General features: G+C 54.3%; 20 protein-coding genes. 6 read left to right on the top strand and 14 right to left on the bottom strand.

Going from position 1 to position 21,937, the window contains the following annotated elements; all coding sequences use genetic code 11:
• Positions 1-49 precede the first annotated feature (49 nt).
• The 3 genes from PSTEL_RS19145 to PSTEL_RS19155 all read right to left on the bottom strand — a co-directional run bounded on the left by PSTEL_RS19145 (position 50) and on the right by PSTEL_RS19155 (position 4,625).
• Positions 50-874 carry an alpha/beta fold hydrolase gene (locus PSTEL_RS19145; protein ID WP_156995917.1) on the bottom strand — a complete coding sequence of 275 codons (825 nt, stop codon included), beginning with the start codon at positions 872-874 and terminating at the stop codon, positions 50-52.
• A gap of 110 nt (positions 875-984) precedes the next feature.
• Positions 985-2,154, bottom strand: a complete 1,170-nt coding sequence (locus PSTEL_RS19150) for a sn-glycerol-1-phosphate dehydrogenase (protein ID WP_038697802.1) — start codon at positions 2,152-2,154, stop codon at positions 985-987.
• 113 nt (positions 2,155-2,267) lie between these two features.
• Positions 2,268-4,625, bottom strand: coding sequence for a helix-turn-helix domain-containing protein (locus tag PSTEL_RS19155; RefSeq protein WP_038697804.1), 2,358 nt, complete (start codon positions 4,623-4,625; stop codon positions 2,268-2,270).
• 266 nt (positions 4,626-4,891) lie between these two features.
• Here PSTEL_RS19155 and PSTEL_RS19160 point away from each other — a divergent pair, with 266 nt between their 5' ends.
• From PSTEL_RS19160 to PSTEL_RS19185, 6 genes are all read left to right on the top strand, one after another.
• Entirely contained in the window at positions 4,892-5,860 is a 969-nt protein-coding gene (locus tag PSTEL_RS19160; protein WP_218917558.1) for an ABC transporter permease, read from the top strand.
• Positions 5,861-5,883: 23 nt separating this feature from the next.
• On the top strand, positions 5,884-6,756 hold the full coding sequence (locus tag PSTEL_RS19165; RefSeq protein WP_038697806.1) for a carbohydrate ABC transporter permease: 873 nt from the start codon (positions 5,884-5,886) through the stop codon (positions 6,754-6,756).
• 22 nt (positions 6,757-6,778) lie between these two features.
• A complete protein-coding gene (locus PSTEL_RS19170; RefSeq protein WP_038697808.1) occupies positions 6,779-8,338 on the top strand; it encodes an extracellular solute-binding protein in 1,560 nt (519 codons plus the stop codon).
• Positions 8,339-8,481: 143 nt separating this feature from the next.
• Positions 8,482-9,714 carry a M24 family metallopeptidase gene (locus PSTEL_RS19175; RefSeq protein ID WP_038697810.1) on the top strand — a complete coding sequence of 411 codons (1,233 nt, stop codon included), beginning with the start codon at positions 8,482-8,484 and terminating at the stop codon, positions 9,712-9,714.
• Positions 9,715-9,755: 41 nt separating this feature from the next.
• A complete protein-coding gene (locus PSTEL_RS19180; RefSeq protein ID WP_218917559.1) occupies positions 9,756-10,859 on the top strand; it encodes a sugar phosphate isomerase/epimerase family protein in 1,104 nt (367 codons plus the stop codon).
• A 97-nt stretch (positions 10,860-10,956) separates the two neighbouring features.
• The gene (locus PSTEL_RS19185; RefSeq protein WP_052098694.1) at positions 10,957-11,790 is read left to right on the top strand and encodes a PIG-L deacetylase family protein; all 834 of its coding nucleotides are present in this window, start codon (positions 10,957-10,959) and stop codon (positions 11,788-11,790) included.
• A 115-nt stretch (positions 11,791-11,905) separates the two neighbouring features.
• Here the strand turns inward: PSTEL_RS19185 and PSTEL_RS19190 are convergent, their stop codons facing one another.
• The 11 genes from PSTEL_RS19190 to dnaJ form a co-directional block, all read right to left on the bottom strand.
• Positions 11,906-13,015, bottom strand: coding sequence for a GntR family transcriptional regulator (locus PSTEL_RS19190; RefSeq protein WP_038697812.1), 1,110 nt, complete (start codon positions 13,013-13,015; stop codon positions 11,906-11,908).
• Between the two features lie 178 nt (positions 13,016-13,193).
• Positions 13,194-13,373, bottom strand: a complete 180-nt coding sequence (locus PSTEL_RS19195) for a YfhD family protein (protein WP_038697814.1) — start codon at positions 13,371-13,373, stop codon at positions 13,194-13,196.
• Between the two features lie 28 nt (positions 13,374-13,401).
• Entirely contained in the window at positions 13,402-13,755 is a 354-nt protein-coding gene (locus PSTEL_RS19200; protein WP_038697816.1) for a hypothetical protein, read from the bottom strand.
• A 170-nt stretch (positions 13,756-13,925) separates the two neighbouring features.
• Positions 13,926-15,350, bottom strand: coding sequence for an MFS transporter (locus PSTEL_RS19205; RefSeq protein WP_038697818.1), 1,425 nt, complete (start codon positions 15,348-15,350; stop codon positions 13,926-13,928).
• On the bottom strand, positions 15,347-15,985 hold the full coding sequence (locus tag PSTEL_RS19210) for a cysteine hydrolase family protein (protein ID WP_038697820.1): 639 nt from the start codon (positions 15,983-15,985) through the stop codon (positions 15,347-15,349). The genes PSTEL_RS19205 and PSTEL_RS19210 overlap by 4 nt, the downstream gene beginning before the upstream one ends.
• Before the next feature lie 42 nt (positions 15,986-16,027).
• On the bottom strand, positions 16,028-17,077 hold the full coding sequence (locus PSTEL_RS19215) for an ABC transporter substrate-binding protein (RefSeq protein ID WP_218917595.1): 1,050 nt from the start codon (positions 17,075-17,077) through the stop codon (positions 16,028-16,030).
• A 39-nt stretch (positions 17,078-17,116) separates the two neighbouring features.
• Positions 17,117-18,007: an ABC transporter permease gene (locus PSTEL_RS19220; RefSeq protein WP_038697824.1), complete on the bottom strand. Its 891-nt coding sequence runs from the start codon at positions 18,005-18,007 to the stop codon at positions 17,117-17,119.
• Between the two features lie 57 nt (positions 18,008-18,064).
• Positions 18,065-18,850, bottom strand: a complete 786-nt coding sequence (locus PSTEL_RS19225; RefSeq protein WP_038697826.1) for an ABC transporter ATP-binding protein — start codon at positions 18,848-18,850, stop codon at positions 18,065-18,067.
• Between the two features lie 135 nt (positions 18,851-18,985).
• Positions 18,986-19,360, bottom strand: a complete 375-nt coding sequence (locus PSTEL_RS19230) for a Na-translocating system protein MpsC family protein (RefSeq protein ID WP_179944907.1) — start codon at positions 19,358-19,360, stop codon at positions 18,986-18,988.
• A 182-nt stretch (positions 19,361-19,542) separates the two neighbouring features.
• Positions 19,543-20,487: a YARHG domain-containing protein gene (locus tag PSTEL_RS19235; RefSeq protein ID WP_169744609.1), complete on the bottom strand. Its 945-nt coding sequence runs from the start codon at positions 20,485-20,487 to the stop codon at positions 19,543-19,545.
• Between the two features lie 272 nt (positions 20,488-20,759).
• Positions 20,760-21,881: a molecular chaperone DnaJ gene (gene dnaJ / locus PSTEL_RS19240; RefSeq protein WP_038697830.1), complete on the bottom strand. Its 1,122-nt coding sequence runs from the start codon at positions 21,879-21,881 to the stop codon at positions 20,760-20,762.
• Between the last annotated feature and the right edge of the window lie 56 nt (positions 21,882-21,937).

Here is a 21,937-nt window from a genome sequence, read left to right on the forward strand (position 1 = left end):
CAAGAACCGCAGTCCATGAGCCGATTCGGCCTACGGACTGCGGTTCTATTTAGATGGAACGCAGAAATTCGTCAAAACAAGTATAGAACTCTTCCTTGTCACTCAAATACACATTATGGTGGGGATGCGACATCGTATACGACCGGCAATTGGCGATGAGGGCCTGCATCCTGGACAATTCCTCGTCGGGGACGGCTTCGTTGTCTTTGGCTCTGACAAGCAGCACCGGACATTCAATAGATGGCAGCAAGTGATGCCAATCCTGATTGTAGGCGATACCGACAGCCATCGCCTCCGTGCTGAACAGCATGTTGTAGCCTTCCGGCGTTTCAATCAAACTGCTCATGAAATAGGAATAGCTTATCTCCGTAGTCGCCTCTTTCCGGATGTAGTAATCCGCTTGCTTCAAGCTGTCGAAAGGCAGCGGCCAGTCTTTCGTAACAGGGTCCACAGCCTTAATCTCGCTCAAGGGGATACGGCTTCGCTCGGCCGGTCCGGCCGGAGACTTGTCCAGAATGGCCAGCGCCTCTACTAGCTTCGGATCGAGAGCGGCCAGATAACCGGCGACTTGTCCGCCCATCGAGTGCCCCACTACGATCGCGGAATCAATCTCCAGAATATTTAGCAATTGAACCATATCATCAGCCATTTCCTCAGCGGTGTATCGGCACAATGGCTTGCCGCTCCAGCCGTGGCCTCGCTGATCCGGAGCGATGATCCGGTATCTATCTCCATATCGCTGCATGAAGTCGTACCAGGTCTCCCCTCTGCCCCATCTGCCATGAAGACAGAGAATAGCCGGTCCCTTGCTACCGGTATCCAGGTAGAACAAATCGACATCATTTAATTTGGCAAATCTTCTGTGCAAATTCATGGTTACCCTCCGGATGGTTTTCTCATCCGCCATTATAGAACAAATGTTCTCATAATGTATATAACTTACATCATAGCCTTTCTTATAGACTGCTAACTACCGGGATAGGCTTATTGCAGATTAAGCCCGCCCTCATTCCGCGCGCGCAGCAGCGTATGCCGGTTAGGGCGGATTACATGGGCTTCCTCCAGGCTGCGCCGCAGCAGATCGCCGCTCACTCCAAGCTCTTCTATCGTTGACGGTCCGTGAACGGCGTGCAGCAGCGCGCGAATCTCATCCGGGCCCGGAACACGGTCGATCTCCTTGCGGATCTGATCCCATTTGGCGTCATTCCGGATCTCGGGTCTGGCGGCGATTTCGTGGTACAGCGCCGATATTTCGGCACAGGCTACGCCGACCTTCGCCCCGTGAAGCAGCTGCCGCCGGCCGGTGCGGATATATTCCATCTCCCAATAATGGGACAGATGATGCTCTGCGGCGGATGCGGGATGAGACTGCCCGAAGAGCTGGATGGCCAGTCCCGACTCCATCAGCGCTTCCGTCAAAATGCGGATTCCTTCCTCCGTCCGCTCCCCGATCTCCTTCACATGGCTTACGCACGCCAGCAGGGCCGATTCAGTCAGCCCGGCAATCTCCGGCGAGTAAGGCTCTTCGGCGGTTATACGCCCGAACTTCCAGTCGAACAGCGCGGTATACTTGCCCAGCATGTCGCCGAATCCGGCCGCGATCATGGGCGCAGGCGCAGCCTTCAGAATATTCGTGTCGGCAAATATAGCCGCCGGACCCACTACCCGTATTGTCAGCTTATTGCCTCGGATAATGAGCGGCGCGCCGCTTGAGGTGAAGCCGTCGACGGATGGTGCGGTCGGAACGGACACGAACGGCAGCCCTGCCGTATAGGCGGCGTACCGGGCGATGTCGGTCAAAGTTCCCGAGCCTGCCACGACAACCACATCCGACTTGTTTCCCTGGAGCGCCAGCAGCACCTGCACGACGGATGCTTCGTCGGCAATCACATCCCCCTGCTCGTTCGGCAGCACCAGCGTGACTAAGGCGGCAGTCCCGCCTTCCTCAAGCAGCGCCTCCAGCCTCTCCCCTGCCGCAGCAAAGGTATGACTGTCCGCCACCAACAGCGGGGAACGCCAGCCCTTTTCCCGGATAAAAGGCGGGGCAAGGCTCAGCGCGCCTGGTCTGATATCAATCTTTTCAGGAAGGCCCGTTACCGAGACGCCCATTTGATCCGACAACGCCCGGATTTTGCTTAACAGATTCTCCGACATGTCTACTCATCCTCTCCATCTGACATCTGATACCTATGATTCTAGCAGACAACGGCGCAATCCCCGGAGAGAGATTGCGCCGCTATTGTGGCAAATCGCTATTCAGACATCCCCTAGCTTCCACTTCCATCACGCTCTTGTGGCCCGGCGTCGCTCCGGTCAGCGGAAGTATGCTGGAGACGATATTCCATGGGGGAGATTCCCTCGCTTTTTCGGAAGGCGCGGATGAAGGTGTTCCGGTTATTGAATCCGACCGATGCCCAAATATCCTGAATCAGCATCGTGGATTGCGCAAGCAGCTCCTTCGCCTTCTCGATTCTTCGTTCCTGCAAATATTGGGCGAATGGCTTGCCGAGTTCCTTCTTCAAGAGCCGCGACATATAGTTCGGGGTGGTGTGGAACTTGTCGGCGAGCGCCTCAAGATGGATGTCCTCATGATAGTTCGCATCGATGTAGGGCTTGAAGGCCAGGGAATCCAGCCTGCCGGTATGCGGCTCCAGGGTATTCATTATCTGATTGAAGTAATCCGTTATGAACGCCGTCATGCTCGCAAGCGAGACGGGATGCTCGGAGAGAATCACGCGCATGTATTCCCGGTAGGCGGCTTCCGGAAGCGTTTTGTCCTTTTGCTTAAGCACCTGCGAGCCGATGATGAAGAGATGCATGCACAGTTCCTTCACCGCGAGTCCGCTAAGGCCTACCGAGGCGTGGGTTCGTACGACCTTGTCCAGCAGCTCGAACAGTTCTTCCCGCTTGATGGAAGCAAGCAGATTGAAGATGATTTTGTCTTCGCTTGAATTTAGCAGAAGGGTTACGGATTTCTCGTCTTCCTTGCCGTAGAAATATAGCCGCTCGTTCTCAAACGGCGAAAGCCGCCAGAGCGATTTCAACGCTTCAAGATAGGACTGCTGAATGCCGCCGAAGCCCTCATGGAAGCCGCCGATGCCTACAAAAAGATCCTGAATGATCTCGTCATGACGGAACAGTCGGAACAGAGTATCCGAATACGCCTCAAGTTCATACCTCTCATCCTCCTGCCGCAAGTTCACGATCAAGCAGAACACATTCGATTCGATTTCGACGAGTATGCTTTGAAGCTCCGCAGGCACATTTTCCTTCAGCAGCCCGGCCATTTTCTCATAATACCGGTTCTGCTCGGTGTCGCTGTACTCCATATGATAAGATTTGGTGAATTTGACGCGAATCAGCGCGGCGGCAAAGCCGTCGTAGCGGAAGTCTATTCCGCATTTGTCCAAAAATTCGCGAACGTCCTGCTCGTCCGGAATCCGGTTGTTCCGGAGCATCCGAACGATCCATTGCTCCATCGCCAGCGGCGAAATCGACGTCAGGCTGCTGTTCAACAGATTCATACTGTCCATCATCCGGTGAAATTCCCGGTCCAGCACCTTGTATTCATTGACGGCCGGCTCCGGGGAAGGCGTGATCTTCAGAATGAGAGAATGCACGGGAGCGTAGAGCTTCTTGCTGAACAGGAACGACAACAGCACCGACAGCACCAGCGCGATGACCCAGAGGGTCCCCCACCACATCTTGAGGATCTTCATGCTCTCGCGGATATCGGAGACGGGAAGGACCGCAATCATGTTCAGATTCTTGAAGACAAATCGGGTGCTCGTTTGAATCGCCAGCATCTCCTCATGTCCAATCGCCGTTCTCAATACAGGGGAGCCGCCTATTTGAAACGTTTTGGCGAACCGGCGTACTTCGTCGTCAGGCTCGTTCATTTCGGTCGAAGCGATCAGTTCGCGGTTGTCGTCCATCATGAACAGCATGCTGTTCGGGGTCAGCTTGGATTCGGCAAGCGATGCGATGATCGGGTCTACCTTCAGATTAATAACATAGAGATCATCCGAATGGTATTCCGCAATCGCGGTCTGCACGATAGGCAGAATGTAGGCGCCGCTGCGTGAGCTTGACCGGGAAGGAGGAAGGATCTGAAAGGGGCGGCCTTGCGACCCGTAGTCATTCCAGAACGCTTCGGGATACTGCTCCAGCACATTTTTTCGCCCAAAAAAATCATCGGCCGGATAAGTTCCCTGATCGCTGATAATCAGCCCGTCTTTTTTCTTGTAGATAAACACGCTGTCCACGTAATCGCTCATCAAGCGAATCCGGTTCAGGGATTGAACGGTCTCGGAAACGACGGTATATTTCTCCGGACTGTCCACATGGAAAGTGGAGGAGAACAACTGCATGGCGTCGGGGTCAAGCGAAAGAAGATAATTCGAGTTATAGATTCCCGTAAACACGCTGTTCAGGCCGTCTGCTATATTGGAAAGAGATCTATTGTAATTCTGCTCCAGCTCGGATTCGAACACCCACAGATTGACCCGGTACGTGACGAGATTGATAAATTGAATCAGCAAGGATACGACGAGGAAGAAAAAGAAAAACCGGTACAGCAGGCTTTGAAAAGCCCCCTTGAGCAGTGAACCCGCGCTCTTTAGCATCCCGTTTCTCCCCCTCAAAAAAAGAATTTGGTTTTTATTATGTCCTCGCGATGTTACAACTGTCAACATAATGTAATATAATCTGACTCAAAAAGGCGAAAAATGTTACAAAGATCATATATGTACACTGGTATTTTCAATGATTAGGTCATTTTTTGTAACATCATGTCGAAAATGTCTGTTTCCCTGCCCCTGCCGGGCATCGTTTAATAAGGGTGTGGCCGGCAGCCATACCACAGCAGGACCGGAAAGGGGATGAATGCATATTGGAGAACACCATTACGGCAGACAAGAAAAATCTGGAGGGGGTTAAGCGGAGAGGAGTGAGGCGGTCTAGCGTAAGCATCTATTTTAAAAAAAACATCCATTATTACATTCTGCTTCTGGTTCCCGCCTTGTATTTCATCATTTTTCGTTATGGCCCGATCATCGGCAACGTGCTGGCCTTTCGAAGATATGTTCCCGGTGGCTCCATTTACGGAGAGTCGTGGGTCGGGCTGAAATTTTTCAGGTTATTTCTGCGCGATCCTAATTTTTGGGCGGCTTTCAAGAACACCTGGCTGCTCAGCTTCTATCATCTGCTAATCACGGTTCCGCTTGCGATCGTGTTCGCCCTGCTGGTGAACGAGATCAAGTCGGTCAAGCTGCGGAACGCGGTGCAGACCATCTCCTATTTTCCCAACTTTATTTCGATTGTCGTCGTTGTCGGCATGATGAAGGAGCTGCTGTCGCCCACCTATGGCCTGATTAACAAGGCGCTGGAGCTGGTCGGTCTTCCCTCCGTCTTTTTTATGAATGAACCGGGATGGTTCCGCACCCTGTATATCTCATCGGAGGTATGGCAGTACACCGGATGGAATTCGATCATCTTTTTTGCCGCGATCACAGCCATTGATCCCCATCTTTACGAAGCCGCCGGGGTGGACGGTGCGAGCCGAATGAAGCAGATCTTTCATGTCACTCTGCCGCAGATGATGCCGACCATCGCTGTTGTGTACATCTTATCGCTCGGTCAGTTGATGAATGTTGCGTTCGAGAAAATTTTGCTGATGTATACCCCGAGTAATTCACAGGTCAGCGACGTGATCGAGACTTTCGTGTACCGGATGGGACTGGAGAGCAGCAATTACAGCTATGCGACGGCGGTCGGACTGTTCAGTGGAATACTCGGGTTAATCATTGTCATTACGGCCAACTATTTGTCCAAAAAGGTGACCCGTTATTCCCTTTACTGAATCAGCCGGAAAGGAGAGATCCTATGCATTACAGAAAAACGCTGGAATACCGCGTGTTCGCGGTCGTAAACTTTCTGTTTATGGCTCTCGTCATTTGCGGTGTCCTTCTGCCCTTTCTGCATCTGCTGGCCGTTTCGCTCAGCAATGCAGCGGCCAACGCCTCGGGACGGATTCATTTTCTGCCCAGCGGGATTAATGTGGAAGCTTACCGGTTCATCTTTCAGCACCCCGACATCCTGCACGGCTTCTGGAATGCGTTCGTGCAGACCACAGTCGGCACGCTGGTCAGCCTGTTCATGATGACGATCTGCGCCTATCCGCTGTCCAAGCCGATTCGGGGCCGAAAGGTGTTCATCTGGCTGATTATGGTCACGATGTTCTTCAATGGCGGGCTGATTCCGACCTATATGCTGGTCAAGGGGATTGGACTCTTGGATACACTCGGGGCCATTGTGCTGCCGTTCTGTATCGTACCGTACTACTTGATGATTATGATTAATTTCTTCCAAAGCTTTCCGGATCATATTGAGGAAGCCGCATTGATTGATGGGCTGAATCCGATTTCGATTTTGTTCCGCATCGTCCTTCCGTTGTCCAAGACAATTCTCGCCGCCATGAGCATGTTTCTCATTGTGATGTATTGGAACAACTGGTTTAATTCGTTGATTTATTTGAACAGTCCCGGCAAATATCCGATTATGCTCATCGTCCGCAATATTCTGGACGGAGCCAATATGGTAGACAAGCCGCTGCAAGGCGCCGCCCGGATGAATCTGTCGTCGGCTTCGCTGAAATCCGCCGCCATTATGGCAACGACGCTGCCTATTTTTTGCCTTATCCCTTATGTGCAGAAGCATTTCTCCAAAGGAGTTCTGCTCGGAGCGGTAAAAGGTTGATAACTGAAGGGGGACATGGATCATGGAGAAAATGACGAAAAACAGGCTTGGCCGTTGGATAAAGCTTACTGCTGTAACATTGCTCGCAGCGATTCCGCTGGCTGCCTGTTCCGACGGAGCCAAAACCGCGGAGAGCGGCGAAGCGGAGGCTGCCGCCGAACCCGTAACGCTCTCGATGCTGTATTCCAACACGGGCTCTCCATTTAACAAGGACTGGCCGATCTTTAAAGAACTGCTGGCAAGGACGAATGTGAACCTGGACGTTCAGGTCGTTCCTGAATCGGACTATCAGAGCAAAGCGAAGATCGTGCTCAGCTCGGACAAAATCCCTGATATGGTGACGAATGTGAATCAGGCCAATGTGCTGGAGCTTGGCGGAACCGGCGTCCTCCTGCCAATCAGCGATTACATGGACAAGCTGCCGAATCTCAAGAAGCGGATCGAGGATTTCAAGATGGAGGACGAGCTGGAGAACTGGAAATCGCCGGACGGCAAACTGTATGTGCTCCCTTATCTGACCGAATCGGCGAGCTATAACCGGTCTCCGATCATCCGGACCGATCTTCTGGAGAATTACGGGCTCAAGGCGCCGACCAATACAGATGAGCTGTACGCGGTGCTGAAAAAATTCAAGGAAATCTATCCGGACAGCTATCCGTTAACCGGAACGACGGCCGAGGATCTGCGCAGCATGTGGGGCGCCGCCTGGGGCGTCGAACCGAACTATAAAGGCTTTATCTATAATGAACAAACCGGCAGCTACGAATATGTCTACACAAGCGAAGTTTATAAAGAGTATGTTGCCTACCTGAACCGGCTGATTAAGGAAGGCTTGGCCGACCCGGAAATTTTCACTTCGAATTACGATCAACTCCACCAGAAAATCTCGACAAGCAAAAGCATGATGTACTTCTTCTGGAACGGTCAGGAGATCAGTCAAATCAACCTGCTCGGCAAGGAGAACACCGGTCCGGAATTCCAGATGGCCATGATCCCGCCGATTGCGGGACCCGCCGGTCAAAAAGCGCTTGCGGGCAACCGCATTGATCACGGCACCGTGATCCCGGCAAGCGCGGCGAACAAGCCGTATTTCGATCAATTGCTGAAATTCGTCGATTACCTGTACAGCGAAGAAGGCAGCGACCTCCTGACATGGGGGATCGAAGGCCAGAACTACATCGTGAAGGATGGCCAAAAAGAATTCACGGGTGAACTGAAGAATTCGAAGAATCTGAACAAAGCGCTGTGGGACATCGGATCGGCCAACGGCTCCTTCACTCTGGTCTGGCCGTTCAAATGGTTCGCGACGATTCTCGGCAATGAGGATTTCGAGAAATATACGGAGGAAGCCAACAAGAATAACTGGTTCACACCGGCGGCCAAGGTTCCGAAGCTCAACTCGGACCAGAGGGATGAGGAAAGTCTGCTGATCGCCGGGGTCAATGACTACTATGCCAAAATGCAGGAGCAATTCGTGTACGGCAAGGCTTCAATCGATAAGGATTGGGACAGCTACGTGAAGGAGATCCATGCCAAAGGTGTGGACCAGCTGCTGAAAATCTATAACAGCACGTTGAAATAACAGGAGAATCGGCAGGCAGCAACGGAGGGTCCGGGCAATCAGCCTTAAGCTAAGAGAATCGATCAATGATAAGGCCCGAAGGCTTTCGGACCTCCGGTTCCTGCCCTTCTTCTGCCTACATTTCTATGAAGAGGTGAACCACAATGAAGCCGATCCAAGAGCAATTGTCATCCTTCGCAAATCCGGCTCTGCCCGGCCGTTGGCCGATGCCGGTTACCGAGTCGGGCAAGAGAATCGCGATTCTTCAAGCCAGGCTTGCCGCAGAGAATATCGCGGCGCTGGTCGCGTATTCCAACGGCAACGGGGAGAGTACCGGCACCGTGAGATACTTGACCGGCTGGATGCCTCAAGGCTCCGAGGCCGTACTGGTCGTTCCGGCTCAAGGTGATGCGGTCGTTATCTCGAACGACAAGAACCGGGCGCGCGCCTTCAAGCTTCGCTTTGAAGGAGACGGTAAAGTCGTGAAGACAACGAATCTGATCGGCTCCCTGGAAGAAACGCTGGCATCCGTGGCCAAGCCGGGCGAAGTCATTGCCCGGTGCGGAGAATTTGATTTGTCCCTGGCGCGGGAGCCGGAATTTCGCACGCTGCTGGCGCCGTATGAGCTTGTGGACGGCAACGCCATCGTCAACAAGCAGCGTCTCGTACGAACTTCATTTGAGGCCGATAAGCACCGGGAGGCTACCCGGATCGCCGACAAGATGGTGGCTCACGCGATGAGCATCGCCTCCATGAAGGGCGTAACCGGCGTGGACATTATGTCGGAGGTCGAGTTCCTCGGCCGCCGGCTGGGCGCGGATTCGTCCACCTGCTGGCTGGCTCTTGGCCCATGTCCCGACGAGACTTACTTCGAGCTGTTCGAGGTCGCAGCTCCCCTCCGCCGCGATTTCCGGCTTCAGATCGGGGCTACCGTCTGCCTCGACGGTTATTTCTCGCAGGTGCTGCGGATCGGCATGTTCGAGGAGCCCTCGGCCCGATTGCTGGAGACCGCTGACGCAATCATCGCCATGCAGGACGCCGCACTTGCCCGTATGGTTCCCGGTGCGCCTGTCCATACCATCAGCGATGTGCTGGAGAAGATGATCGACGAATTCTGCCCGTATACGCGGGCGACCGATCCGTTCCGTTTCCAGGCCTGTCACGGCATGAACAACAGCTACAGCGATCCTTCAGTTGCGCCGTTCCTGTACGCGGACCGTGACCAATCCCGGGACATCGAATCTCCGGTTGTAATGGAGAACCAGGTGTACGAGATTCATCCCAATTTTACGCTGCCCGATTTGGGTCATGTCGTTGCGGGCGACGTAGCCTTGGTCGGCCCCGGCGGGGCGTCGTGGCTGTCGGAATTTCCGCGCGGCATCTTTAGAATCGACTGACACTTATCATTATTTTCCCACCCGGAAAGGAAAGGCAGGTTATGGGTATGCAAATCGGTATTGACGGCAGAAAAATCCCCGGCGCGAAGACGAAAGGGCCGGTAGGCGTCCTTGAAGAGGCCAAGAGCCTTGGGATGGAGGGCGTGTTCTTTCGCACCATCCTCGATGTCAGTCCTCAGCTTGACCGGTCGGTGATCCGCGAGGTCCGGCAGCGGGCGGACGAGCTGGGGCTATATCTGGAAGCCGGGCTCGGCAAGGTGAACCCCTATGCCAATCCCGAGACGCCTGAGGTACGCGCGGCGGGCGACGGGGACACGCTGCTGGGATTCCGGCGGATGATGGAGGTGTGCGCCGAGTTCGGCATCCATGAGCTGTGGGTCTCCACAGCCGGGGCCAAGCCGTATAAGGGGAGATTCGGAACCGACCGGTTCCGGACGGATGTTAGCTGGGAGGAACAGCTTGAGGCGACGCGGCGATTCATGCTGAAGCTGAAGCCGTTTGCCCGTGACCTTGGCATACATCTCAATCTGGAAACCCATGAGGAGATTACGACCTTCGAACTTCTCCGGCTGATCGAAGCCGTGGGCGAAGATACGGTCGGGATCGTATTCGATACCGCCAATGTGCTGATGCGCGGCGAGCATCCCGTCATGGCCGCCCAAAGGATTGCGCCTTATGTCCGCCAGACCCATCTTAAGGACGCCTATGTTGAGCTTGTCGACGGTGGCGCCTATCACCGGTCGCTGCCCTGCGGGACGGGTCTCATCGATTTCACGGCGATCATTGAAGAATTGCACCGGCATCGTCCGGACCTTCATCTCACCTTCGAGAACGATTCGCCGCGTTCGGAATGGGGGATCGTACCGGGTGAGCCTCATCTGATCGAGCTATACAACCGCGAGTGGATCGGAGGCCACCCAGACCTGACCCGCGAGGAGTTCGCGGCGTATTTCGAACTTATTCACGATTATTCGCAGCGCATCCGCAGGGACGAGGTCAAGGGTTGGCGGCAAATCAACGAAGAGGACTTCGAATTCGACGAGGCCGTTCAGTGGATCGAATCATCCCGACAGCATATTGATGCAATTTGCCGGAAGAAAGGCTTCCGGCCTGAAGGCGCGACCGGCGCCTTCACAGCTGGTTAATAAACGGCCATGCGCCATAACAGTCATGCGGCTATAACTGCCACTTGGCCAATCCGCATCACTGCGCCGAACAAACCAATCCGGAGGAGGAGTTGCTGTGAAGAGACCGGAGCAGCCGATTCGCGTTATCGTCATAGGCGCCCATCCCGACGAAGCGGATATGTACGCAGGCGGCACAGCCACTTTATTCGCGGAGAGAGGGCATCAGGTTAAATTCCTGTCGTTAACGAACGGAGACGCGGGGCATTATGAAGAGCGAGGGGAGCGCCTCGCTGCGCGGCGGAAGCAGGAGGCCCAGTCCGCGGCTCAATGTCTTGGCATCTCGGAATATGAAGTGCTGGGTACACCGGACGGAACAGTCGAGCCGACCCTCCCGTTTCGGAACGAAGTGATCCGGCATATCCGCAGATGGCGAGCGGACCTTGTGATCTCTTTCCATCCGGAGGGCGGAATCAGTCCGGATAACCGCTATACGGGGCGAGTCGTAAGCGACGCAGTTCCGTTCACCACGGTTCAGGGTTATATGCCGGATGAACCGGCGTTATCCCGGACACCACTCGTTCTGCTCATGCCCGATACCACAATGCTGGACGACTATAAAGCCGATATCGTCATTGATGTCGAAAGTACGATCGAGAAGAAACTGCTTGCTTGCGATGCCCATACAACCCAGTTCTATGAATCTCCGGCATGGCACCAGGGATTTCCGGAACAGCTTCCCATAGAGTGGGAAGACAGAAAAAAGCATCTGCTGGAAGGCTGGTCCGCGACCTTCCACGCTTCCCCGAAAATGCTGCCGGCTCTTCAGATGTGGTACGGAAAGGAACGCGCGTCGGCTGTACGCTACGTGGAGCCTTTCGAAATCGCGCGCTGCAGCCGTCCGGCGAGCAGGGAAGAATGGAGAAGCTGGCTGCCGATGTCTGCGGAATAACCTTGAACCTTAAAACATCAGGGCGGCCCGACGCCGGTTGAATACCGGAGTCGGGCCGCCCTGCTTGGCTTGAACACCTTGCCCCCCGGCTGCCCTTTCGGACAGGGAACCGCTCTTACCTGTGCTGCCCTTCCCCGATCGCCCTGGTGGAGCCCCGAAGAATAAGCTCCGGCTTATAGACGATGTCCGCCGGCGGCAGCGGCCCCCGCCCCTTGATCATGCCCAGCAGCATGTCGGCCGCCCGAACACCCATCATCTCCTTCGGATGGCTCAGTGTCGTCAGCTTGACCTCCGTTGCGGTGGCGAGCGGCGAGTCGTCGAAGCCAATGATCGATAGATCATCCGGAACCGACAGCCCCAACCGGCGGGCAGCCTCCAGCAGCAGCACCGCCAGCTCGTCATTGTAGCAGACGAACGCCGTCGGCCGCTCCGCCGATTTCAACATGGCGAGCGCCGCTTCGTATGGCATGTTATGCTTCTCTTCCGAGGCGTAATTCGTCACTGTCCCTTCCTCCAGAGGAAGACGGTGTTTGTGCAGCGCCCGGATAAACCCCTTCAGCCGGTTCGCTCCCTGAAGGTCGTCCGTCTTGAAGAAACCGGCAATCCGGCGGTGCCCCAGCTTGATTAGATGCTCTGCGGCAATGAAGCCGCCCGCGTCGTCGTCGAGCTTCAGGCATGGACAATGAAGCTCGGGATAGCGCTCGTTGATCATGATATACGGAATATGGTGAACGTCGAGCGAGAGGAACAGCTGAAGATTGGGATTGCCCTGCGCGCTCCTGGTCGGCTCAATGATAAGCCCGCCGAGCGGCTGTCTCAGCATCTGCTCCAGATTCTCCCTCTCTTTCTCCTTGTCATTGCCGGTGCTTGACAGCAGCAGGCTGTAGCCCTCTTCCCGCAGCCGGGCTTCGGCTCCCTGAATGATATGGGGAAAGATATAATCGGAAATATGGGTCGTCAGCATGCCGATCATGCTGCCGGGCGGCTGCATGGGCCGCAAGTTCCGGCGGGCGATGAACGTGCCTTTACCCTGCACCCGGTACAGCAGCCCTTCCTTCTCCAGTTCCCCGAGCGCCTGCCTCACCGTCTGTCTGCTCATATCGAAGCGGCCCGCGATCTCATTCTCCGAAGGCGCCTTGTCGTCGGGCTTAAGTTGTCCCGACTCGATCCAGGACATCAGCTCTTGCTTCAGCCTTATATATTTCGGTATCGGTTTGTCCGCCACTTCGCACCTCGGTATCCTGCCGTAAATTCAATACAAGTTATTATAACATAGTCAACTTGTATGTACCTGATGTGACCCAGCTGATATATGTCGCACCAAAGCACCAAACACAAAAAAGGCCCGCCCCCGCAGGGACAGGTCTGTGACAGCCGAATAACGGCATGTCAGATGTCTATTCTTATTCTTCTTCCTCGATGATCTCGTGCAGTTGTCTGCGGTCCGCTGCCTGGGAGCGCGCAATGGCTTCCATATCGTCGGCGTCGGCTTCCGACCCGGAGAATTCAACATCCTCATTCTTCGCGCCGATCAGCTTCTTCATCTTCTCATTCTTGGATAGAACCTTGGAGTTTCTAACCATGCTCGCCTGTCCCCTTCCTTCAGATAACTCAAATCATCCCGCCCGCTTCTTCAATAATGGACAAGGCCTGGTGAAAAGTCATCTCGTCGATCACAACGGTCAGCAGAATATCCCGCCCCGTCGGCCCGCCGGAGCCGCCATGACTCATCCCGCTGGCACTCGGATCGGCGGCAGCCATTACACCCGCATCCGGATGGCCCGCGGCGCCGGTGCCAAGAGTTGAGATCAGGCCGTTCGGACTGGCCCCCGCTGTGAACGCTCCTCCATACCGGCTGATCCGGTCGATGGATAAATCGACTACCCGCAAAGCCTGAAGCTTGCGGGAGACGCTCTCCGCTTCCTCCGGGCTTTTAAAATAGGCGAGAATATTTTTTTCGGCCATGGGCTGTCTCGTCCTCTCTAGATGTGAATTCGGCTTTATGCCCATCTTCACTTCTAGCGTGCGCACCGCCAAGCATTTTTATCCCTCCGGCTCATCTCGAGAATCGTCACCAGGATGTTTAAGGCGTGTCCCGAATTTGTGAGCAGGATCTGAAAATCATAATGATAGGCTCAGTGTATCGATTCGCGCAGCGTTTTTTTTCCGTTGCTGCGAAAGGAATGCAACAGCCCGGCACAGGATGCACCTACACACGCGGCACAAACCAGGAACACGACTGCATAGCTTCTGTCCGATCCCGTGGATTCGCCGCCGATGACCAGTCCACCGGCTGCCGTGCCGAACATCATGCCGATGTTTCGGAACAAGGCCAGTACGCTGCTAATCATGCCAAGCTGCTCCTTGGGGGCCATTCCCATTACAATGCTCGTATTGGGCGAAGTAATCATGCCCATAGAGCAGCCTAGCAATACCACCGGCAATGCCATGACTCCTGCTCCGAGAGCAGGTGCCGTTAAGCCCATCGCCAGCAAGGTAACGCTCATCAGCACAAGGCCGATAGCCAAGATTCCGAGCGGACCCTTGCGGTCGGCCAGACCTCCACCCAAGGGGGCCGTTACCACCAGCGCCAGCGGGTAGCCGAGCATAATGAGGCCAATCCAGGCCGGCTCCGTTCCGGCCAGCCGCAGCACCGCCGGCAGTGCCAGCTGTACAGCAAAGGCCGCCATGTACGTCACTACGGTAATTACGATCCCGATAGCTACATATCGGTTGGTGAATAACGAAATTCCGCCGGCCGTAGGCGGAGACGTCGAGGCCGCCCCGCTGCGGCGGGAATGCCGCTCCTTGGCGGCGTAGGCCGTAGCTGTTGCGGCAGAGGCGGTAAACAGCAGCAGCACCGGCAGCGACAGAAACGAGGTGCGGCCGCCAAGATCGATAGCGATCATTAGCGTGGATAGGCAGACCGCAAACCACACTGCTGCTCCGATATCCAGCCGCCCGCCGGAGGTTTCCGTATCGCGCGGAATCCATTTCTGGGCCAGCACGGCTACAGTTCCGGCCACCGCCGCGAGCAGCCAGAAGTTGCTCTCCCAGGACAACCACTGGATCAGGAATCCGCCTACCCCCGGACCGGCCATGGAGCCGGCGGCCACAAAGGTGCTCATCAGGCCCAGTGCCCGGCCCCGCTGCTCCCGGGGAAAGACGGAGACAATGAGCGCCATGTTGGTTGCCTGGTACATGGAGGCACCGATGCCCTGAATAGTTCTGAAGAAGAGCAGCATGGCTGCATTTTGGGACAAAGCGCAGCCAAGCGCTCCTATAGCAAAAGCGAACAGCCCGGTGTTATGTACACGCCGCCGGCCATGCATATCGCCAAGCCGTCCCATCAGCGGCAGCAGCACGGAGATGACTAGCAGATAGATGCTGACAACCCACTGTGCGGAGGCCACCGGTATTCCCAGATCCGCCGAAATATCTACCAGCGCAATATTGAACATACCGGCGGACAGATTGGACAGGAAGGCGCCGAGGCAGATGACAATCTTGACCGCCGGACGATTCACCGCCTGGCCGGAAGCCGCGGCCGAGCTGCTCATAATGCATTCTCAAGGGCCGATTCATGCCAGAGCTTCCACATATTCTCCACTTCCGCCGCTGACGAGACGACCCCGAAATAGCCTTTCATATTCTCCACAGTCATATCATGCGCAGCCCGTGAATACGAGGCGCAGGCATCCTCCGCCAGCACGATATGATAATCCAGCATAAAGCCGTCCCGCGCCGTTGATTCCACGCACACATTCGTGCTGACGCCCGTCATAATCAGCGTTTCAATCCGCAGCGAGCGCAGCACCGAATCGAGCCGGGTATGGATAAAGGCACTGTAGCGGTGCTTGTTGACTACCGTGTCCTCGGAAAGGGGCAGGACCTCGTAAAATTCCGCGCCCCAGCTCCCCTTGCGGCAAATTCCCAGCGAAGTGCGGCCGGAACGCGAAGCCCAGGCAGGCGAATCCGTCGCGCGCTCATGAAAAGTCTGAATAAAGATGACCTTCACGCCATGTTCCCTAGCGGCCGCGATGAGCCCATGCAGCCGGGGCATCATCTCCTTTACGGCGGACACATCACTCCCGCCCGCGGCCAGCACACCTTCCGGGTGACAGTAATCATTTTGCACATCAACTACAATTAGTGCGGTTCTTTCCGGCATGATTAAATCGGCAGTTATCTCCATTTCTTTCGTCACCTCTTCGTATTATTAAGCCCCTATCGGCGCTTATTTCTCTGCTGTCTTGTTCACGAACTGCATATCGACCAATCCGTCGTACGTATATTCGCCCTTATAAATTCCCGTCTTGATCATCACATTCATATCCTTGTCCAGCGCTTCCTTGGAGATCATTCCGTCCGGGCTCCAGAGTTGGTCTTGATATGCGCGGTCCAGCGCCGCTTTCGCTGCCGTGTCCGACAGTGTCGGGAACTCCGCCTTCAACACCTTCATCGCCATCTCTTTGTCCTGCTGGATCGCTTTAAGCGCTTTGACTACGGCATTCACTGCCTTTTGCACCGTTTCCGGGTCCTTTTCAATCGTTGATTTCTTGACACTCAGCACCGAATAAGCATAATCGCCCATATCATGAAATTTGTAAAATGGCTCGCCCCACACGCCTTTATCAATGCCGTCGCTAATTTGCGGCTCTGCGCCATTGGCGATATCCGCTGCACCCTGCTGCACCGTCGCCACCACAGTCGAAGCGTCTGACGGCTCCAGCAGTTGAACATCCTTCTGAGGATCAAGGCCAAGCTCCAGCAGCAGGTACTGGGTAAGCAGATTCGGCGTTCCGCCGTGGCGTCCCACGTTAATTTTTTTCCCATTTAAAAATGCCTTTAAGTCTCCATCCGAGCTGCCTTCCGGAGCCGTGCCTTTCTTTGCCATCAAATACACATTGGCGCGGTTGACCACATTGCTTACGGAAATAATCGGATCGGAATTGCCTTGGTTCGCCAAGGCATTCGATTCCGGACCGCCGATCACGCCCCAGGCGTCCCCGCTGACCACCGAAGTTACATGCGCGCCCCCCGCAGCCTGGAGCATTTCCACCTTAAGCCCCTCCTCGGCAAAATACCCCTCGCGCTGTGCGACATACAATGGCAAATATCCAGTGTAATGAAGCGGTTCAGCGATAATTAGCTTCTTGAGGCCTTCTCCCCCGGCAGCAGCCGCCCCGGCTCCAACATCATCTTTGCCCCCGCAACCGGCCAGCAAAAGCATCGCGGAGATCAGCACCATAACGCCAGACAGCTTTATTGTTCGAACATTCTTCATCATTTTCTCCCCTTTGATCGGATTTCTATCGATTTTGTGCTAAACCTTTTTCACTCCATAACCTTTGGACAGCCATTTCTCCAGCAGGACAACTCCCATATACATCACCATGGAGAGTACCGACAAGACCACTACGCCGACCCAGACCAGATTAATATCGAGAATGGTTCCGGCATAAATGACCATCCGTCCGATACCATGGCTGGAAGCGATAAACTCGCCGACAATCGCACCGGCCAGCGACAGGGCAATATTGATCCGCAGGCTGCTAATCATCCAGGGCATGGCCCAGGGTATGACCACCTTGGTAAAAACCTGACGACGTTTCGCGCCAAGGGAGTACATCAGCTTCTCCATATCCTTGTCCACACTCTGCACTCCGCTGTGTGCTGACAAGGCGGCGACGATGACCGTCATGGTGAATGCCAGCGCTACTTTGGAGAAAAAGCCGATACCCAACAGAATAACTAATACCGGAGCAAGCGCCAGCTTAGGCATCGCATTAAGCAGGATCAGGAACGGCTCGAAGATGCCGGCGAACTTCCGCGACCACCAGAACGACAGGCCGAGCAAGGAGCCCAGGACAGTCCCGCCGACAAAACCGAGAATCGTCGAACCGGAGGTGTAGGCGATATCCTCCAGCAGTGTGCCCTCCGTGATCTGCGTCCAGGTCGTGCTGAGGATGCGGCTCGGACTGCTCCAATAATAGGCATCCATCCAGCCGATGCGGGTTAACCCTTCCCAGAGAAGCACCGTCAGCAGCGCCACCGCCAGCCTTCCGATACTGATCAGCCGCTTGTTCCGCCGTTCCAACGCCTCTTCATCCTGAACGAAAGGCGTCGGCTGCTTCGTCTCCTGCTTCAAGGCAGGCGCGCTGTCCGCCGCTTCGAAATTATGAATGACATACCCTTTCTTCTGTACACTCTCCATCCTGTTCTCCCCCTTTAGTTATGTTTCATCCAGCTTGTCCGCAGCACTTGTCCGCACTTACGATATATGCTCCGCCCGCTTTGTCCCGTTGTCCGACAGCAAATCAAGCAGATGGGCTTTAAGCTCCATAAAAGAAGCGGATACGGTATCCTCCATATGACGCGGGCGCGGCATATCCACCGAGATTTTGGAAATAATTCTTCCCGGCCGCCCCGAGAAGACGTAGATGTCATCGGAGAGGTAAATCGCTTCGTCAATATCATGGGTAACGAACAGCACCGTCTTGCGGAAATCCTCCCAGATTTCCAGCAGCCAGTTCTGCATCGTAAGCCGGGTTTGGGCATCAAGCGCGCCGAATGGCTCGTCCAGCAGGATGATATCTCTGTCATACAGCAAGGTCCGCAGCAGCGCCGCCCGCTGCCGCATTCCCCCGGAGAGCTCCGCCGGATAATGGCCGCCAAACCCTTTGAGTCCGTAACGGTCCATGAGCGGCTGGGCACGGGCCACCGCGTCCTTGCGCGGAACTCCGCGGATTTCCATGCCAAGGATGATGTTGTCCAGGATCGTTCTCCACGGCAGAAGCATATCTTTTTGCAGCATATAACCCACATGTCCCGTCTTCCCGACGATATCCTCCCCGTCCGCCAGTACGCGGCCGGTAGATGGAGGAGTCAACCCGGCGATGATGTTGAAAAGCGTGGATTTACCGCAACCGCTCGGGCCAATTATGCTGACAAATCTGCCTTCCTCAATGCTGAGATTGGTCTCCTGCATGGCCGCAATTTCCTTCCCGTCACGGCGGAACCATTTGCTTACTCCGGCAATTTCAATCTTGGTCTTCATCTGTTCATCCTCCTGATTCATTTTGAGTTCGCAGCACAACTATTCAGCATCAGCAGATAATAAAAAAGCCGCCAGTTTAAGACACAGCCCTATGGCTAATGTCCGAAACTGACGGCAGGTCGGCTCTCGTTTGTCCTAGAGTTCCAACGTAACGTTCAGATAATGCTCCAAGTCCTTCTCCAAAATTATGATCGTACCGGAATATTCGGTCTCCACATCATAATCTTTCAGAACGGCCTTGATATTCAATTGAAATTCATCCATAAACGCCTGCCTGATTTCACGCTTGAACACCTCGTGCAGCACCAGATTGATTTCCCGGCCTGCGGAAGCGTTATGGGTATCCAATACCTTAAGTACTGGGACCCGGCTGTTGATGGATAAAATGATGATCTTGTTTCCGACAAAATCGACCTTCTGCTGTCTGACACCGGTGTTAAACAGCTTCTTGTTGATTTCATTGTAAATCCTGAGAATATCCTGTTTCCATTGACCGGCGGAAGTAATCATCTACGGTAACACCTCTGCTGCTAATATAATGTCATCATAAGTTACATAAGATTGAATTAAAACATCGTTACCCGCCGCTTATTACTCATTATAGAGAAAACCATGTCATTGTCAACAAGAAAAATGTAAGATCTAATAACATTTTGTCGATTTAACCGGATGGTACGTTAATTTATATAACATTAATCTGCATAGCTTAGACCGTCAAAATACTCCGAAGCCTCAATGCCGTTAATACGGGAAAAGCCGCTGACCGCAACCCATCCCTTCACGCCGTCTTTGGTCACAACCGCACACCATTTTTGATTGTCCGTTTCGGTAATGACCGCTTTTTCTCCACCCTTGAGTATGGCGGCGGTGCCTGAATTGGTCGGTGATTTTTGCAGCTTTAGCTGTTTTTTGACGGTTACGATGGTGTTCATTTTATAGTAGGTCCGAGGGATGTGAACAAGCTTCCGACTCGCGGAGAGACTGTATTCATCGGAATAGAACCAGGTTTGAAGGATGTCGCCTCTTGTTTTTGTGACCAGCTTCCCCGAACCGTTCACCTTGATGACATGCTCTGCGCCTTGAACCCGACCCATATAAATAAGCTTTCTGCCGTTATAGGAATAAAAATACGTGGAATAATCATCGCTCGGTCCGGATTCCGTAATTGCGATTTCTTTATACTTATCCTTTGAATCCAGATCGCAGATATACATGACGCCATCCAGATTATCACCTGTGCCGGACACGGAAGATTTATTGACTGTAAGCGTATAGCTATCGCCGCCTGCCGTACTTTTCAGCGTAACCGTGTCTTTTTTGCCGTCACCGTTCAAATCCAGTGTTGTCTTCATACCCTCGACTTTTTTGAAGTTTGCCTTCAGCTTGTCGGAATAGGCTTTGAGAAATTGGAGGTTTTTCTTCTCCACGCCGGACAGCAGGCTTTCATTGAAAGCGGGATTTTTCTTGTACCATGATTTCTCGGAAAAATAAGCCGAATAGTCCGCGTCCTTGAATATGTAGCCATGCCTTGCATAGATCTCATTTCTCGCATAATTCAACTTATAAGGGGATAATTCGTAAACATCCTGCTCCGTTAGAACAACCTTGCTGCTCTCGGGAATCACATAGTTTTCCAACTGATAAAAATTTGGCTTTTCGACTGCTGCCGATACGGCGGAATTCAACCCCTGTCCCCAAACAGCCGTAAACAAAAAAAGACCAGGAATAACCAACAAGAATTTCTTCAAATTCTCACCATCCCTTGGGAATAATATCCTTATTTCAGCATGTTTTTGATTTTTGTGCAACCCGGCGCGGCATCATTTCATCCTGTATGGAAAATAACATGCAAAAAACAGCCCCTCCTTCATAGGAGAGACTGCTCTCTGGTTTAAAGCGTTATAACGGATCAATCCCCGCGGAACGCCCGCTTCATCCGGTCGAAGAAGGACTGTCCCTGCTCATGCGTGTTCTCGCCGTCAAAGGACGCGAACTGGCGCAGCAGATCCTTCTGTTCCTCGCTCAGCTTGCTCGGCGTCACGACGATCACCCGGACATGCTGATCGCCTGTGCCGGAGCCGCGAAGATGCGGAACGCCCTTGCCCTTCAGGCGGAAGAACGTGCCGGTCTGGGTGCCGGAAGGAATCTTCAGCTTGACCTTCTCGGTCAAGGTCGGAATTTCGATTTCGTCCCCGAGCGCCGCCTGGGCGAAGGTCAGCGGAACCTCGCACAGAATGTCGTCGTTCTCCCGGATGAAGAAATCATGCGGCTTGACGCGGATCACGATGTACAGGTCGCCGGAAGGACCGCCGCGCAGGCCGCCTTCGCCTTCCCCGTTCATCCGCAGCTGTGCGCCATCGTCTACGCCCGCCGGAATGCGGACATGGATCTTCCGCTGCTTCTTGACGCGGCCCTGGCCGGAACAGGTCGTGCACTTCTCTTTGATGATTTTGCCGGTGCCGTTACAGTTGGAGCATGGTCTGCGGTTCACCATCCGGCCAAGCGGCGTATTCTGCACGACTTCCTGCTGGCCGCTGCCATGGCAGACGGAGCAGACGGTCGGCTTCGTTCCGGGCTTCGCCCCGGAACCGAAGCAGGTGTCGCAAGTCTCGGTGCGCGGAATCGTGATGTCGCTCTCTTTGCCGAACACCGCTTCCTTGAATTCAATGGTCATCGTATACTGCAAATCATTGCCGCGCTGCGGAGCGTTGGGATCGCGCCGTCCGCCGCCGCCGAAGAACATGTCGAAGATATCGCCAAGACCGCCGAAATCTCCGCCGCCGCCGAAGCCGCCGCCCATTCCCTGGTTCGGGTCGATGTGTCCGTACTGGTCATATCTCGCCCGCGCCTGCGGATCGCTCAGCACGTCGTAGGCTTCCTTCACTTCCTTAAACTTGGCCTCGGCGTCGCTGGCCTTGTTCACGTCGGGATGATACTGACGGGCGAGCTTGCGGTACGCCTTCTTGATCTCATCGTCCGACGCGCTCTTGTCAATGCCGAGCACCTCGTAATAATCGCGTTTGTCTGCCACTGCCTTCACCTCCGTACGGGAACGAACTATCCATTTCCCTTATTACATATTAAAAG

The sequence above is a fragment of the Paenibacillus stellifer genome (assembly GCF_000758685.1).
GTDB lineage: Bacteria > Bacillota > Bacilli > Paenibacillales > Paenibacillaceae > Paenibacillus_AQ > Paenibacillus_AQ stellifer.